The organism is Xanthomonas translucens pv. undulosa, assembly GCF_017301775.1.
Classification (GTDB): Bacteria; Pseudomonadota; Gammaproteobacteria; order Xanthomonadales; family Xanthomonadaceae; genus Xanthomonas_A; species Xanthomonas_A translucens.
Map to the genome: position 1 here is coordinate 37,764 of NZ_CP063993.1, position 12,975 is coordinate 50,738.

General features: G+C 70.0%; 14 protein-coding genes and 1 riboswitch. Of the genes, 2 read left to right on the forward strand and 12 right to left on the reverse strand.

The genetic code is table 11. The features are described 5' to 3' along the window. Window positions 1-277 precede the first annotated feature (277 nt). Both ISN38_RS00160 and ISN38_RS00165 read left to right on the forward strand, forming a co-directional pair. Window positions 278-1,564: a replication-associated recombination protein A gene (locus ISN38_RS00160; RefSeq protein ID WP_262404831.1), complete on the forward strand. Its 1,287-nt coding sequence runs from the start codon at window positions 278-280 to the stop codon at window positions 1,562-1,564. A gap of 134 nt (window positions 1,565-1,698) precedes the next feature. Beyond that, window positions 1,699-1,769, forward strand: a riboswitch (Fluoride riboswitch). Between the two features lie 82 nt (window positions 1,770-1,851). Then, a complete protein-coding gene (locus ISN38_RS00165; RefSeq protein ID WP_004425694.1) occupies window positions 1,852-3,219 on the forward strand; it encodes a voltage-gated chloride channel family protein in 1,368 nt (455 codons plus the stop codon). Window positions 3,220-3,326: 107 nt separating this feature from the next. Here the strand turns inward: ISN38_RS00165 and ISN38_RS00170 are convergent, their stop codons facing one another. The 12 genes from ISN38_RS00170 to ISN38_RS00225 all read right to left on the reverse strand — a co-directional run bounded on the left by ISN38_RS00170 (window position 3,327) and on the right by ISN38_RS00225 (window position 12,740). Next, a complete protein-coding gene (locus tag ISN38_RS00170; protein ID WP_038236944.1) occupies window positions 3,327-3,914 on the reverse strand; it encodes an aspartyl protease family protein in 588 nt (195 codons plus the stop codon). Window positions 3,915-4,140: 226 nt separating this feature from the next. Next, window positions 4,141-4,797 (reverse strand): tetratricopeptide repeat protein, encoded by a 657-nt coding sequence (locus ISN38_RS00175; protein ID WP_004425698.1) that lies wholly within the window; start codon window positions 4,795-4,797, stop codon window positions 4,141-4,143. Further along, window positions 4,791-5,273 (reverse strand): cytochrome c-type biogenesis protein, encoded by a 483-nt coding sequence (locus tag ISN38_RS00180; protein WP_004425700.1) that lies wholly within the window; start codon window positions 5,271-5,273, stop codon window positions 4,791-4,793. The genes ISN38_RS00175 and ISN38_RS00180 overlap by 7 nt, the downstream gene beginning before the upstream one ends. Then, the gene (locus ISN38_RS00185) at window positions 5,270-5,812 is read right to left on the reverse strand and encodes a DsbE family thiol:disulfide interchange protein (protein ID WP_004427191.1); all 543 of its coding nucleotides are present in this window, start codon (window positions 5,810-5,812) and stop codon (window positions 5,270-5,272) included. The genes ISN38_RS00180 and ISN38_RS00185 overlap by 4 nt, the downstream gene beginning before the upstream one ends. Beyond that, a complete protein-coding gene (locus tag ISN38_RS00190) occupies window positions 5,809-7,794 on the reverse strand; it encodes a heme lyase CcmF/NrfE family subunit (protein WP_047324938.1) in 1,986 nt (661 codons plus the stop codon). Before ISN38_RS00190 ends, ISN38_RS00185 begins: the two co-directional genes overlap by 4 nt. A 58-nt stretch (window positions 7,795-7,852) precedes the next feature. Beyond that, on the reverse strand, window positions 7,853-8,329 hold the full coding sequence (gene ccmE, locus ISN38_RS00195; RefSeq protein ID WP_003474889.1) for a cytochrome c maturation protein CcmE: 477 nt from the start codon (window positions 8,327-8,329) through the stop codon (window positions 7,853-7,855). Next, window positions 8,313-8,528, reverse strand: a complete 216-nt coding sequence (gene ccmD / locus ISN38_RS00200) for a heme exporter protein CcmD (protein WP_004425707.1) — start codon at window positions 8,526-8,528, stop codon at window positions 8,313-8,315. The genes ccmE and ccmD overlap by 17 nt, the downstream gene beginning before the upstream one ends. Next, window positions 8,525-9,328, reverse strand: a complete 804-nt coding sequence (locus tag ISN38_RS00205) for a heme ABC transporter permease (RefSeq protein WP_206711987.1) — start codon at window positions 9,326-9,328, stop codon at window positions 8,525-8,527. Before ISN38_RS00205 ends, ccmD begins: the two co-directional genes overlap by 4 nt. A gap of 11 nt (window positions 9,329-9,339) precedes the next feature. Beyond that, window positions 9,340-10,671: a S8 family serine peptidase gene (locus tag ISN38_RS00210; RefSeq protein ID WP_206711988.1), complete on the reverse strand. Its 1,332-nt coding sequence runs from the start codon at window positions 10,669-10,671 to the stop codon at window positions 9,340-9,342. Further along, window positions 10,668-11,306, reverse strand: coding sequence for an anti-sigma factor (locus tag ISN38_RS00215; protein ID WP_004425713.1), 639 nt, complete (start codon window positions 11,304-11,306; stop codon window positions 10,668-10,670). Before ISN38_RS00215 ends, ISN38_RS00210 begins: the two co-directional genes overlap by 4 nt. Beyond that, window positions 11,303-11,887, reverse strand: a complete 585-nt coding sequence (locus tag ISN38_RS00220) for an RNA polymerase sigma factor (RefSeq protein ID WP_003474879.1) — start codon at window positions 11,885-11,887, stop codon at window positions 11,303-11,305. The genes ISN38_RS00215 and ISN38_RS00220 overlap by 4 nt, the downstream gene beginning before the upstream one ends. Before the next feature lie 64 nt (window positions 11,888-11,951). After that, entirely contained in the window at window positions 11,952-12,740 is a 789-nt protein-coding gene (locus ISN38_RS00225; protein WP_004425717.1) for a TorF family putative porin, read from the reverse strand. Window positions 12,741-12,975: the final 235 nt, after the last annotated feature.

A 12,975-nucleotide genomic window follows, 5' to 3' on the forward strand; every position in this document is an offset into this window, starting at 1 on the left:
TTGGCGTGCGATATGGCGAGCCGTGGCCTCCGGGCTTGCGGCAGCGTGACGCAGAAGGTCCCATGGTCCGCTCGGTCCCGAAGACCGGTCGGCGAAGTGGCGTGTTGAAAACGGAACGTTCGCCTGCAGTGCTTGCGAGCGCCGGCGCCGGTTGCAGTGCCGCACGTTGCACGCGCCTGGGCGATAGAATGGGCGGGTGGCCAAGCGCAGACTCCTCGCCGATACTCCCGACCTGCTGAGCGTCGATCGCGATCCGCTGCGCCCGCTGGCCGAGCGCATGCGCCCGCGCACGCTCGACGAGATGGTCGGGCAGAAACGCCTGTTGGCGCCGGCCAGCGCGCTGCGCCGCGCGGTCGAATCCGGGCACGTGCATTCGATGATCCTATGGGGGCCGCCGGGCTGCGGCAAGACCACCCTGGCGCTGCTGCTGGCGCACTATGCCGAGGCCGAATTCAAGGCGATCTCGGCAGTGCTGTCCGGGCTGCCGGAGGTGCGGCTGGTGCTGGCCGAGGCCGCGCAGCGCTTCGCCGACGGGCGCCGCACGGTGTTGTTCGTGGACGAGGTGCACCGCTTCAACAAGGCACAGCAGGACGCGTTCCTGCCGCATATCGAGCGCGGCACCATCCTGTTCGTCGGCGCCACCACCGAGAACCCCTCGTTCGAACTGAACTCGGCGCTGCTGTCGCGCTGCCGCGTGCACGTGCTGGAACCGGTGTCGCCGCAGGACATCGTCGAGGCGCTGCAGCGTGCGCTGCACGACAGCGAGCGCGGCCTGGGCGGCGAGGCGATCCGGGTGTCGGACACGGCGCTGCTGGAGATCGCCAGCGCCGCCGACGGCGACGTGCGGCGCGCGCTGACCCTGCTGGAGATCGCCGCCGAGCTGGCCCAGGGCGAGGACGGCGAGATCACCGCGCAGACCCTGCTGCAGGTGCTGGCCGACCGCACCCGCCGTTTCGACAAGGGTGGCGAGCAGTTCTACGACCAGATTTCGGCGCTGCACAAGTCGGTGCGCAGTTCCAATCCGGATGCGGCGCTGTACTGGCTCACGCGCATGCTCGACGGCGGCTGCGACCCGTCCTACCTGGCGCGGCGCCTGACCCGCATGGCGATCGAGGACATCGGCCTGGCCGATCCGCGCGCGCAGCAGATGGCGCTGGAAGCCTGGGACATCTACGAGCGGCTGGGCAGCCCGGAAGGCGAGCTGGCCTTCGCGCAACTGGTGCTGTACCTGGCCAGCACCGCCAAGTCCAACGCCGGCTATGCCGCGTTCAACCAGGCCAAGGCCGAGGTGCGCGAGAGCGGCACCCAGGAAGTGCCGCTGCATCTGCGCAACGCGCCGACCAAGCTGATGAAGAACCTCGGCTACGGCGAGCATTACCAGTACGACCACGATGCCGAAGGCGGCATCGCCCTGGACCAGACCGGGTTTCCGGATGCGATGGGCGAGCGCGTGTACTACCGGCCTGTGGAGCGTGGCCTGGAGATCAAGCTCAAGGACAAGCTCGACCGTTTGCGCGCCGGGCGTGAGCAGGCGCGGGCTGACAAGGCCAAGCCACAGTCGTAATCGACGGCGACGCAGGGGGACGGTCCTGCAAACCGCTTTGCGCGACGTTGCTGCCAGCTGCGGCTGCATCGCCCAATTGCAGGGCAGGGCACATCGGCCCGCGGCTGGACATGCTTCTGGCCGCGTTCCATAATGCGCCCACAGGAGATGGCGTTCCTCCTTCAACCACTGTGCCGACGGCGCAGTTGATGACGCCTACAGACACCTGACCGCGGTCGGGGCTGTAGGCGCATGCGTCCGCTTCCCTTGCTCTCGGTCAGCCCGATCCCTTCGAGCAGACAAGACCGATGCGCATATTCCGCCGACCCGAACAACTCGAACTGCTGCCTTACCTGGGCAAGTGGCTGCTGATCGCCAGCGTCGTTGGCGTGCTCGCAGGCACCGCCTCCGCGTTCTTCCTGTGTTCCCTCGATCGCGCCACGGCCTGGCGCGAAGCCCACCGCTGGGTCATCTGGCTGCTGCCCGCGGCCGGATTCGGCGTCGGCCTGGTCTATCACCTGTTGGGCAAGAGCGTCGATGGCGGCAACAACCTGATCATCGACGAGATCCACAACCCCAGGAAGGTCGTGCCCTTGCGCATGGTGCCGCTGGTGCTGGGCGGAACGGTGGTCTCGCACCTGTTCGGCGCATCGGTCGGTCGCGAGGGAACCGCCGTGCAGATGGGCGCGGCGCTGGCCGACCAGCTCACGCACGTGTTGCGCATGCAGCGTCAGGACCGGCGCATCCTGTTGATGGCCGGCATCAGCGCCGGATTCGCCTCGGTATTCGGAACGCCATTGGCCGGCGCCGTGTTCGGCCTGGAAGTGCTCGTGATCGGGCGCATGCGCTACGACGCGCTGTTCCCGTGCATCGTCGCCGCGATCGTCGCCGACCAGGCGTGCCTGGCGTGGGGCGTTCATCACACGCATTATGTGGTGGGCCAGGTCGTACCGGTCGGCGTGTCGAGCGTGCTGGCGGTGGTCGCCGCGGGCAGCGTGTTCGGCCTGGTCGGCAGGCTGTTCGCCACCGCCACGTACCGGCTCGGCGCGCTGGTCAAACGCTGCATCGGCTATGCGCCGCTGCGGCCGGCCGTGGGCGGCAGCGTGGTCGCCATTGCGGTGTGGGCGCTCGATGGCTACCGCTACATCGGTCTTGGCATTCCCGACATCGTGCGTTCCTTCCAGCAACCGATGGCGCCGTGGGATTTCTTCGGCAAGCTGGCGTTTACCGTGGCCTCGCTGGGGACCGGCTTCAAGGGTGGGGAAGTCACGCCGCTGTTCTACATCGGCGCGACCCTCGGCAACGCGCTGGCGCCGCTGCTGCACCTGCCGTTCCCCCTGCTCGCCGGGATCGGCTTCGTCGCCGTGTTCTCCGGCGCCGCCAATACGCCGATCGCCACGACGCTGATGGCCATGGAGTTGTTCGGCGTCGACATCGGCCCGCTGGCGGCGATCGGTTGCGTCACCGCGTACCTGTTCTCGGGCCACACCGGCATCTATCACGCCCAGCGCGTGGGCCATGTCAAGCACCGCGGCCATCGGCAGGCCGTTCCTGAGGCCTTGCGTATCGCCGAGCTGGGGCAGTTTCGCGCGCAACAACACCCGCAGGCCGGAGAACAACCACCAACACCGCAGGGCAATACCACGCCCGCAGGCGCGAGCGGGGAGGGCGCCTAGTGAGCGAGGGCAGCCAGTCGCCTATGAGCTGCGCAAGGTGCATGCTGTGCTCTGCCTGTGCGAATTGCCTCTCGCGCACATCCCACACGAAGCACGCGGCGAGGGGATCAACTCATCTGCTTGCCGTTTCTGATCGAACCGGCCTTGATCAGAGTCGTGCTGCGTCCGGCGATCGCTGCCGCATTGATGCTGCGCGGCAGCAGCGAGACGGTCTCGCACCCCGTGTCCATCACCGTCAGGCGCTCCATCAGCAGATCGGCGCCGACGATTCCTGCGATCTTCACGCCGTCGGTCCGGTCGGGAATGGTGTCCACGTCGAGATGGTGGAGCGCTCTGCCGTCGAGCGAGAGTGACTCCACCCTCGTCGTCGTTTCCTCTATATCACTGGTCGCGCCGCTGATGGTCGCGGTCTTGCCGGAGGGCAGCTGCTGTTGCGACGCGAACCAGGCATAGACCGCGCTGGTGTCGGCGCTGGTGTTGAGCATGAAGTTGTAGGGTCCCTTGCCGTTGACGAAGACGGGGACCAGCAGGTGCCCGGTGATGCCCGGCGTCATCGCGACCTTCGCCGTCCCGTTGCGCGGCCAGAGGCAGGTCGCGATCAACGCGGTCAGCGCGAGGCTGCAGACGCTGAGCTTGCTTGCCGTCTGCCTGATCGGATAGACGCAGTTGTTCGGTCTGGTCGGTGAAACCGGCATAGGATGCTCCACAGTGCGGTTCGCACCCTCGTTGAACGATGAAGGGTCGCGCGGGCGGCATCTATTCGGCGGTACGACGCCCGCTGGCGGGCAGCAGCGTTGGCGCGGATTCCTTTCGCCTCAGGGCAAGAATCCGGCTGCTCTCCAGCGCAGGCAGAGAGGAAGCCCCGAGAGTCGACGAGTTGGAGGCCGAGATCGTTCGACAGGTCGCGCAAGCAGTCGCGCTTCAGCGCGCCGCGGCGGGCGCCGCATCAGGCGCAGCGGCCATCGCTTCGGCGGCGGCGATCTTCTGCGCTACCGCTTCGCGTAGCGGGGACGTTTCGGGTAGCAGGCTGCGCAGGTGCCGCCAGTGCGCTGCGGCGTCAGCGTAATGCTGCCGCTGGAATTCGCCGATGCCGAGCATCCACAGGGCGCGCTGGTTGTCCGCCTGCTGTGCGAGCACGCGCTCAAGCATGCCGTGCGCGGTCGCGCCGACGGCGAAATCGGGTTGCTGTGCCATGTCCGCCTCGACCCAGCCGAGCAGCGCCTCGCCGTTGTCCGGATCGATCCGCAGCGCCTGCGCGTAGGCGTCGCGCGCCTCGGCAGGACGTTTCGCCTGCGTGGCGGCCAGCGCCTTGTCCATCCATTGCTGCAGTGCCGCTGGCGTGGGGTCTGGTGCCGGTCCCGACGTGGCCTGCACGGGGACGCCGCCGAGCGCGGCGGGGTCGCCGACCAGCAGATACAGGCCGGTACTCGCCAGTGGCAGCGTCGCCGCCAGCAGCGCCGCGGTGGTCAGCCGCCACCTGCGTGCGCCCAGCTGCCGGCGTAGCAGCGGCCACAGCAAGGCGCTCAATGCGATGGCCACCATCAGCGTGGCGGTAATGCAGAAGCCGGCCGTCACCATAGTTCTTCCGGCTCCTGTTGCGCAGGGACTTGCGCCGCCGCGGCCCGGCGCCGCAGCGTGGCCACCACCATGGCCGCGCCACCGAGCAGGAACAGCAGCGGGCCGAACCACAGCAGCCAGGTGCCGGGCGCCAGCGGCGGGTCGTAGAGCACGAACTGCGAATAGCGATCGACCATGTACTGCTTGATCTGCGCGTCGCTGCGGCCGGCCTGCAACTGCGCGAACACCTGGTGGCGCAGGTCACGCGCCAGGGTGGCGTTGGAGTCGGCCAGGTTCTCGTTCTGGCAGACAAGGCAGCGCAATTGCGCGGTCAGGCGCTGGAAGCGCAGTTCCTGCTGCTGATCCTGGAACGGCAGCGGATCTACAGCCTGCGCCGCCGCCGGCAACACGTGGGCGAGCAGCAGCAAGGCCAGCAACGACAGCCACGGCTTGCTCCATGGCCAGCCGCGCCGCGTGCGCGCACAAGGCCCGTTCATCGCCGCGCTCCGTCCAGCGCGGCGATCGCCGGGCGCAGTTCGCCGGCGATCACCGCGGGGGTCAGCACGCCGACGTGCTTGTAGCGGATCACGCCGTGGGCATCGATCAGGAAGGTTTCCGGGGCGCCGTAGACGCCGAAGTCGAGCGCGCGCTGTCCGTCCTCATCGACCACCACCAGCGCATACGGATTGCCGCGCTGTGCGAGCCAGGCGCGTGCGTCGCGCGGGTCGTCCTTATAGGCGTAGCCGATCAGCGCGACACCGAGGTCGTTGGCGTGCGCCAGCAGCACCGGGTGTTCTTCGCCGCAGGCCAGGCACCAGCTGCCGAACACGTTCAGCAGGTAGGGGCGGCCGCGCAATTCGGCGCTGCCGGCGTGTTGCGCCGGATCGTCCAGGCGCGGCAGCGAGAACGCCGGCGCTGGCTTGCCGATCAGCGGCGAGGGCACCTCGCGCGGATCGTGCACGCGGCTCCAGTAGATGCCGAAGCCGAACAGCGCGGCCAGCAGCAGGAAACCGAGCAGCGGCAGCAGCCGGCTCATGGCGATGCCGCCGCTGCGCGCGTGGCGACGGCTGCGCCAGGTTCGGCGCCGTGCTCGCCCGTGTGCGGCGCACGCAAGCGCCGCGCACAGGCGCTGACGAAGCCGCCGAGCATCATCAGCAGGCCGCCCAGCCAGATCCAGCGGATGAAGGGTTTGTAGTACAGGCGCAGGGTCCAGGCGTTCTCGATGTGCTGGTCGTCCATCGGCTCGCCCAGCGCGACGTACAGATCGCGGGTGACGCCGGCATCGATCGCCGCCTCGGTCTGGATCCGCTCGCTGGAATACAGGCGCTTCTGCGGATGCAGCAGCGCCACCGCCGCACCGTCGCGGCTCACCGTCAGCGTGCCTTGTTCGGCCTTCCAGTTGGGGCCGTCGATCATGCGCACGCCGTCGAAGCGGAACGCGTAGCCGCCGATCTGTTCGCTTTGCCCCGGCGCCAGGCGCACGTCGCGCTCGATCGACAGGCTGTCCGACAGCAGCACGCCAGCCACGAAGACCGCCACCCCGGCATGCGCCAGCAGCATGCCGGCCAGCTCCGCGGGGAAGCGGCGCCCGCGCGGCGCTTCGCGCAGGCGTTTGTACGCGTACAAGGCGGTGCCGACACCGATCCAGGTGGCGGCGGCGACGCCGGCCACCGCGCGTGCCGAGCCGTCGCTCAGCACGAAGGCGACCAGCGCGCAGGCCAGTGCGGCCAGCACGGCGCGTACCGCCACCGCCTGCAGCGCGCCCGCTTCGGTCCGGCCCCAGCGCAGGTAGGGACCGAACGGCAGCAGCAGCACCACCGGCAGCATCAGTAGCGGGAACAGCAGGCCGAAGTAGGGCGGGCCGACCGAGACCTTGCCCAGCTTCAGCGCATCGCCGAGCAACGGGAACAGCGTGCCCAGCAGCACCATCGCCGCGGCCACGGTCAGCATCAGATTACCGACCAGGATCGCGGTTTCCCGCGACAAGGCGCTGAACGGCTTGCCGGCGGCCAGCCGCGGCGCGCGCAGCGCGTACAGCAGCAGCGCGCCGCCGACCGCCACGATCAGGAAGCCAAGGATGTACAGGCCGCGGCGCGGGTCGGCGGCAAAGGCGTGCACCGAGGTCAGCACGCCCGAGCGCACCAGGAAGGTGCCAAGCAACGACAGCGAGAAGGCGAGGATCGACAGCAGCAGGGTCCAGGCGCCCAGCGCGCCGCGTTTCTCGGTGACCGCCTGGGTGTGGATCAGCGCCGCGCCGACCAGCCACGGCATGAAGCTGGCGTTCTCCACCGGATCCCAGAACCACCAGCCGCCCCAGCCCAGTTCGGCATAGGCCCACCAGCTGCCGGCAACGATGCCGGCGGTGAGGAAGCCCCAGGCGACGTTTGTCCACGGCCGCGCCCAGCGCACCCAGGCCTGCTGCTGTTCGCCGCCGAGCAAGGCGGCGATGGCGAAGGCGAAGGCGACCGAGAAGCCGACGTAGCCGGTGTAGAGCACCGGCGGATGGAACACCATGCCCGGATCCTGCAGCACCGGGTTGAGTTCGCTGCCGTCCAGCGGCATCGGCGACAGCCGCGCGAACGGGTTGGAGGTGAACAGCACGAACGCCAGGAAGCCGGCGGCGATCAGGCCGAGCACGCCGAGCACGCGCGCGGCGAACGCCTGCGGCAGGTGCCGGCTGCTGCGCGCCAGCAGCACCGTCCATAGATTGAGAATGGCGATCCACAGCAGCAGCGAGCCTTCGTGCGCGCCCCACACCGCGGCCAGCCGGTAGTACCAGGGTTGCGCCAGGTTGGCGTTGGCGGCCACGTAGCGCACCGAAAAATCCAGGCGCAGCAGCGCATAGGCGAGCAGGGCGAAGGCCAGCCAGGCGAACAGCGCCTGCGCCCAGGCGGCCGGCCGCGCCACCGCCATCAGCGCGCGATCGCCGCGCCAGGCGCCGAGCAGCGGCAGCACGCCCTGCGCCAGCGCCAGCAGCAAGGCCAGGATCAGCGCGAGTTGGGCCAGTTCGGCGGTCATCGCGGCAGGGTGGCCGAGCGCGTGCAATGCGATGCGGCGCGGCAGGGCGGCATCGGCTTCATGGCGTTGCGGGCGTGGGGGCCGACGCGGAAACCGCCGCTGCGGTGCGACCCGCGTGGGCCTGCGCCATCGCGTCCTTCAGTTCCTGCGGCATGTAGGTCTCGTCGTGCTTGGCCAGCACCTCGGTGGCCACGAAACCGGCGCCATGCAGCGAACCTGTGGCGATCACCGCCTGGTTGTCGCGGAACAGGTCGGGCAGGATTCCGGTATAGGCGACCGCGGTGGCGCCGGAGGTGTCGATCACGGTGAAGTCCACCCGCAACGAATCGGCGCTGCGCCGGATCGAGCCGGCCTTGACCATGCCTCCGAGCCGGAACACGCGGTAGCCGTCGGCCTGGCCGGCCTGCACCTGGCTCGGCGTGAACAGGTAGCTGATGTTGTGCTGCAGGGCCAGCACGAACAGGCCGGTGGCGAGCGCGGCCGCGCCCAGCACCAGCAGCACCAGCAGCAGGCGGCGCTTACGGGTGGGATTCATGGTCGAGACCTGAGGCCAGCGACGCGGCGCCGCGTTGGCGACGCGCCTGTTCGCGCAGCAGCTGCGCGCGCGTTTCGGCGAGCAGGCGCCGCTGCCGCCAGCGCGGCAGCAGCGTGTCCAGCAGCAGCACCAGCAGGAACAGCGCGTAGGCGCTCCACACGTAGCCGGCGTAGCCGCCCATCGCCCAGAACCCGCTCATGCCGCGCGCTCCGCCGGCATGGACGGCGCCGCCGGTGCTGCTGCCGGCGCGGGTGCGGCCAGCGCCAGCGCACGCACCCAGCCCTTGCCGCGCTCCAACGCCAGCAGGTCGGCGCGCATGCGCCCGAGCAGGCTGGCCAGGTAGTAGCACTTGCTCGCCAGCACCGCGGTCAGCAGCGGCCACAGCATCGCCAGCGGCATCTTCGACGGCCCCAGCACGCGCACCGTGGAGCCCTGGTGCAAGGTGTTCCACCAGACCACGGAGAAGTGCACGATCGGCAGGTTGATCAGCCCGACCAGCGCCAGCAGTGCGGCGGCACGCGCGCCCTGGCGCGGATCCTCGATCGCGCGGTACAGGCCGATCACGCCCAGGTACAGGAAAAGCAGTACCAGTTCCGAGGTCAGCCGCGCGTCCCAGGTCCACCAGGTGCCCCACATCGGCTTGCCCCACAGCGAGCCGGTGCACAGGGTGATGAAGGTGAACGCGGCGCCGATCGAGGCGGAGGCCATGCACGCCACTTCCGCCAGTTTCAGCCGCCAGATCAGGGCGACGAAGCCGGCCGCGCCCATCGCGGCATAGATGAACAGGCTCATCCAGGCGCTGGGCACGTGGATGAAGATGATCCGGTAGGCGTCGTGCTGCTGGTAGTCCGGCGGCGCCAGTACCAGGCCGCCGTAGAAGGCGACCGCGCCGAGCAGCAGTGCCGTGCCCAGCGCCCACGGCCGGATCGCGCCGGCGACGCGGTAGAAGGTCGGCGGCGAGGACAGCCGGTGCAGCCATTGCGGAATCCATTTGGCCATGGCCGCCACGCTCAGCGTGCCGTGGCAGCGGTGCGGGGCAGGGCCTGCACCGCAGCGGCGGCATCGACCTGCAGCAGTCCGTCGCGTTGCCGGCTGGTCCGCAGCAGCAGTTCATGCACGCTGCGCGTATCCAGCTGCGGCGCCAGCGCCAGCAACAGCGCGACCACGCCGCTGACGTGCGCGGTGGCCATCGACGAGCCGGAGGTGAAATCGTAAGCGCCGTTGGGTTGGGTGGTGAGGATGTCCTCGCCCGGCGCGCTGAGCACGCCCGGCGGCGACGGCGTCGCGCTGCTGCTGCGCACCACGATCACCCCCGGGGTGGCATCGGGAAAGCCGTCCAGGCGGCCGTCCGGCGGCATCGCCGCGACCACGATGCGGCCTTGCCGCAACAACTGCTCGAGCAGCTTGCGCAGCAGCGGATCGGCCGGGCCGCCCAGGCTCAGGTTGATGATGCGCGTGCGCGTATCGCCGATCGCGACCAGTGCCTTGGCCAGGGTGAAGGAGTTGCAGCCGGCGCCGGCGCCGGCGCGCTGCGGGTACCAGCAGGCCTTGTACACGTCGAGCATGGCCTTGGGCGCCATGCCGACGATGCCGAGATGGTTGTTGCTGCCGGCGGCGATGATCCCGGCCACTTCGGTGCCGTGGTGATCGCGATTGAACGCGTTGGGGTCGGCCCCGACCAGATCGCGCACCTCGCGCAGCCGGCCCTGCAGGTCCGGGTGGGCGGTGTCCACGCCGGTATCGACGATGGCCACGCCCACGCCCTGGCCCTGGCTCAGCACCTGCGCGCTGGCGGCATTGGTCGCGGCGAAGCCGCGTTGCATGTCAACGTAGGGATCGTTGTAGTGCAGCGCTTGCGCGGGCTGGGCCAGTGGCGCGGCGTCGGCGTAGGTGGCGAACTCCTGCAGCGGCTGTGACAGGGTGACGCGTTCGTCCTTGGCCAGTTCGGCGAGCAGCGCGTCGCGCTGCACGCCCGGCGCCGGCTCCAGCACCACGCAGTACACGCCGAGGGGCTTGATCGGCCAGCCGGTCACCTGGCGCAGGCCGTAGCGTTGGGTCAGCGCGTCCAGCGTTTCCGCCGCCTGGGTGCCGGCGCCGTAATACTTGGACGAGGCATAGCCGATCAGGTTGGAGCCGGCGTGCCGGCCCGGCGCGGCCATCGGGTTGGCCACCGCGAGCACGATCTGGCGCTGGCTGTCCAAGGTCGGCGAGGCGTCCAGGGTCGGGGTCTTCGCTGGCGCCGCTGCGGCAGCGGCGGGCGCGTCGGTGGCGTTGCGCCCGCCATGGGCGCAGGCGCCAAGCGCCAGGCAGGCGACGAACAGGCAGGTGCGACGCAGGCTCATGGCGCGGAAATCGGCTCCGCCAGGCGGATGCCCGGCGTCGCGCGCAGCTGTTGCACGCTGCGCTGCGGCTGTGCCGGCGCGCCGGCCTGGACCGGCACCACGGTGTAGGCGCCGGCGCCATTGGGGCCGGCGACCACGCGCAAGTGCAGCTTGTGCAGCACTGCGTCCCAGTCGCCCAGGGTCATGCGCGCGTCCGGCACCACGCGGATCGCGTCCGCCGCCAGCGGCTGCGCGGTCTCGCTGAGGGTGCGGTAGCTGCTGCCTTGGTCGCTGGCGGACAGCCTGACCCCGAGCACGCCCAGCCCGACCGCCTGCACCAGCGCCGCGGCGACCAGGGCGCGTGTGGTCCAGCTGGCGCGCACGCGCGCCGGCAGGCGCTGCGGCTCGGGTGCGTCGAGGCGGCCGAGCAGGCGCTGCAGCCCGGCCTCGGCATCCACCGGCACGTCGCTGGGCAGCGACATCGCCATGCGCAACCGGCTCTGCTGCGCGAACTCGGCGCTGCAGGAGGCGCACTTGGCCAGATGCGCGATCAGCCACTCGTGTTGTTCTTCCGTGGTGCTGGTCTGCAGCACCCACGGCATCAGTTCCCAGGCGTGCGAGCATTCGTTGCCCGGCTCGTTGCAGCCTGTCTTCATGACACGCTCTCCGTCAGAGGGGAAGCGCCGCCAGCCAATCCCGGCAGCACGTTGCGCAGCTTGACCCGCGCATGGAACAACCGCGCCTTGATGGTGCCCACCGGACACTGCATGATCGCCGCGACTTCTTCGAGTTTGTGGCCCAGGCCGTAGACCAGCTCGACCACCAGGCGCTGGTCGGCCGACAGCCGCTCCAGGCCCTTGCCCAGCCAGTCGCGCAGCTCGCGGTCCTCGTCCGGGTCGGTCGCGGCGAAGTGGTCTTCGGCGTTCACCCCGTCATCGATCGCCTCGTCGCTGTGGTGGCGGATCGCCTTGAGCCCGCAGCGGTAGGCGATGCCCATGATCCAGGTCGAGACCTGCGAGTCGCCACGGAAATCGCCGGCTTTCTGCCAGGCGATCCAGAAGCAGTCGTTGATCGCCTCCTCGATGATGTCCGGGCGCCGGGTCAGCCGCGACAGGAACCGGCACAGGCGCCCGTGGTAGTTGCGGTACAGGGCCGCCAGCGCGTCGCGGTCGCCGCCGGCCATGCGCCGGAGCAGCATGCGGTCGGTGGCATCGCCTAGTGGATCGGTGTCGGTCATGAAGGGCAGGCTTGGCAACGGGCACCGGTATGTGCCGGGTCGGCACGGAAAGGTTGCGTGCGGATCAGAACGCGCGCGACACCGTCGCCACCCACGGCCAAATACCGTTGCGACGCCTGGTGTAGACGCTGTGCGCGTCGCTGAATACGCGGTCGATCTCCACGCTCCAGGCGCCGGCATTCCACATCAGCCCGGCGTGGCCATAGCTGTAGTGGTTGGCGTAGTCGTCTACGCCGTAAAGGACCGCTGGCGCCTGGCTGATGCCGATCCCGGCCGACAGCGACAGCTGCGCCAGCAACGGCTGGTGCACGGTGAGGTCGCCCGCGCCGTACCAGCGGCCGGGATAGCTGTCGGGCAGCGCGAACGCGCCCACCGAGACGCTCAGCCGGTCGCGGTACGACCAGCCGATGCTGGCCTCGTTGCGGTTCAACAGGCGGTTGATGCGGTTGCCGGGATAGCTGTAGCGCACCACCCCGGCCTGCATCTGCCAGCTGTCGGACAGGGTCCAGCTGCGCGACAGTTCAAGCGTGGTCAGCAGTTGGTGGCCTGGCGCGTTCAGCGCCGAACTGGCGGAAGCGCTCAGTGACCAGCCCGGCGCCGGCAGCCAGTAGCCGGCGAGCTGCAGCGACGGGGTATCGGAGGTCACGGCGATGCCGCGATCGACCAATTGCGTACTGATCCCGACCGCGCCGCCGACCTTGGCGGCCAGCGCCGTACCCGGCAGGCACAATGCCGCCGCCAGCGCCAGCGCGCCGTGCAGCGCAGACGCGCACCCGGACGGCGGACGCGAGGACAGCGTGCGCGCTGCAGCTGGCGCGAGACCAGGCGCGGCCATGCCGATCAGCCGGCGCACGCAGGACGCCGGCGGCCGACGCGGCCGTGGGCAGCGGCTGCAGGCATGGCGCGCGCAGACAGGAAGCGGGGCGGCGGAAGGGCGGTTGTGCACGGTCGCTCGATGGTCGCGGGTCGCATCGCGGGGAACGCTCGGGGCCGTGCGGCGGCAATGCCGGACCGCGCGCTCCCCGCGGCGGGTCGGTATTATCGGCATTGCCGCCCGGCTGCGCCGTGCCGCGCGCCGGCTTGTGGAC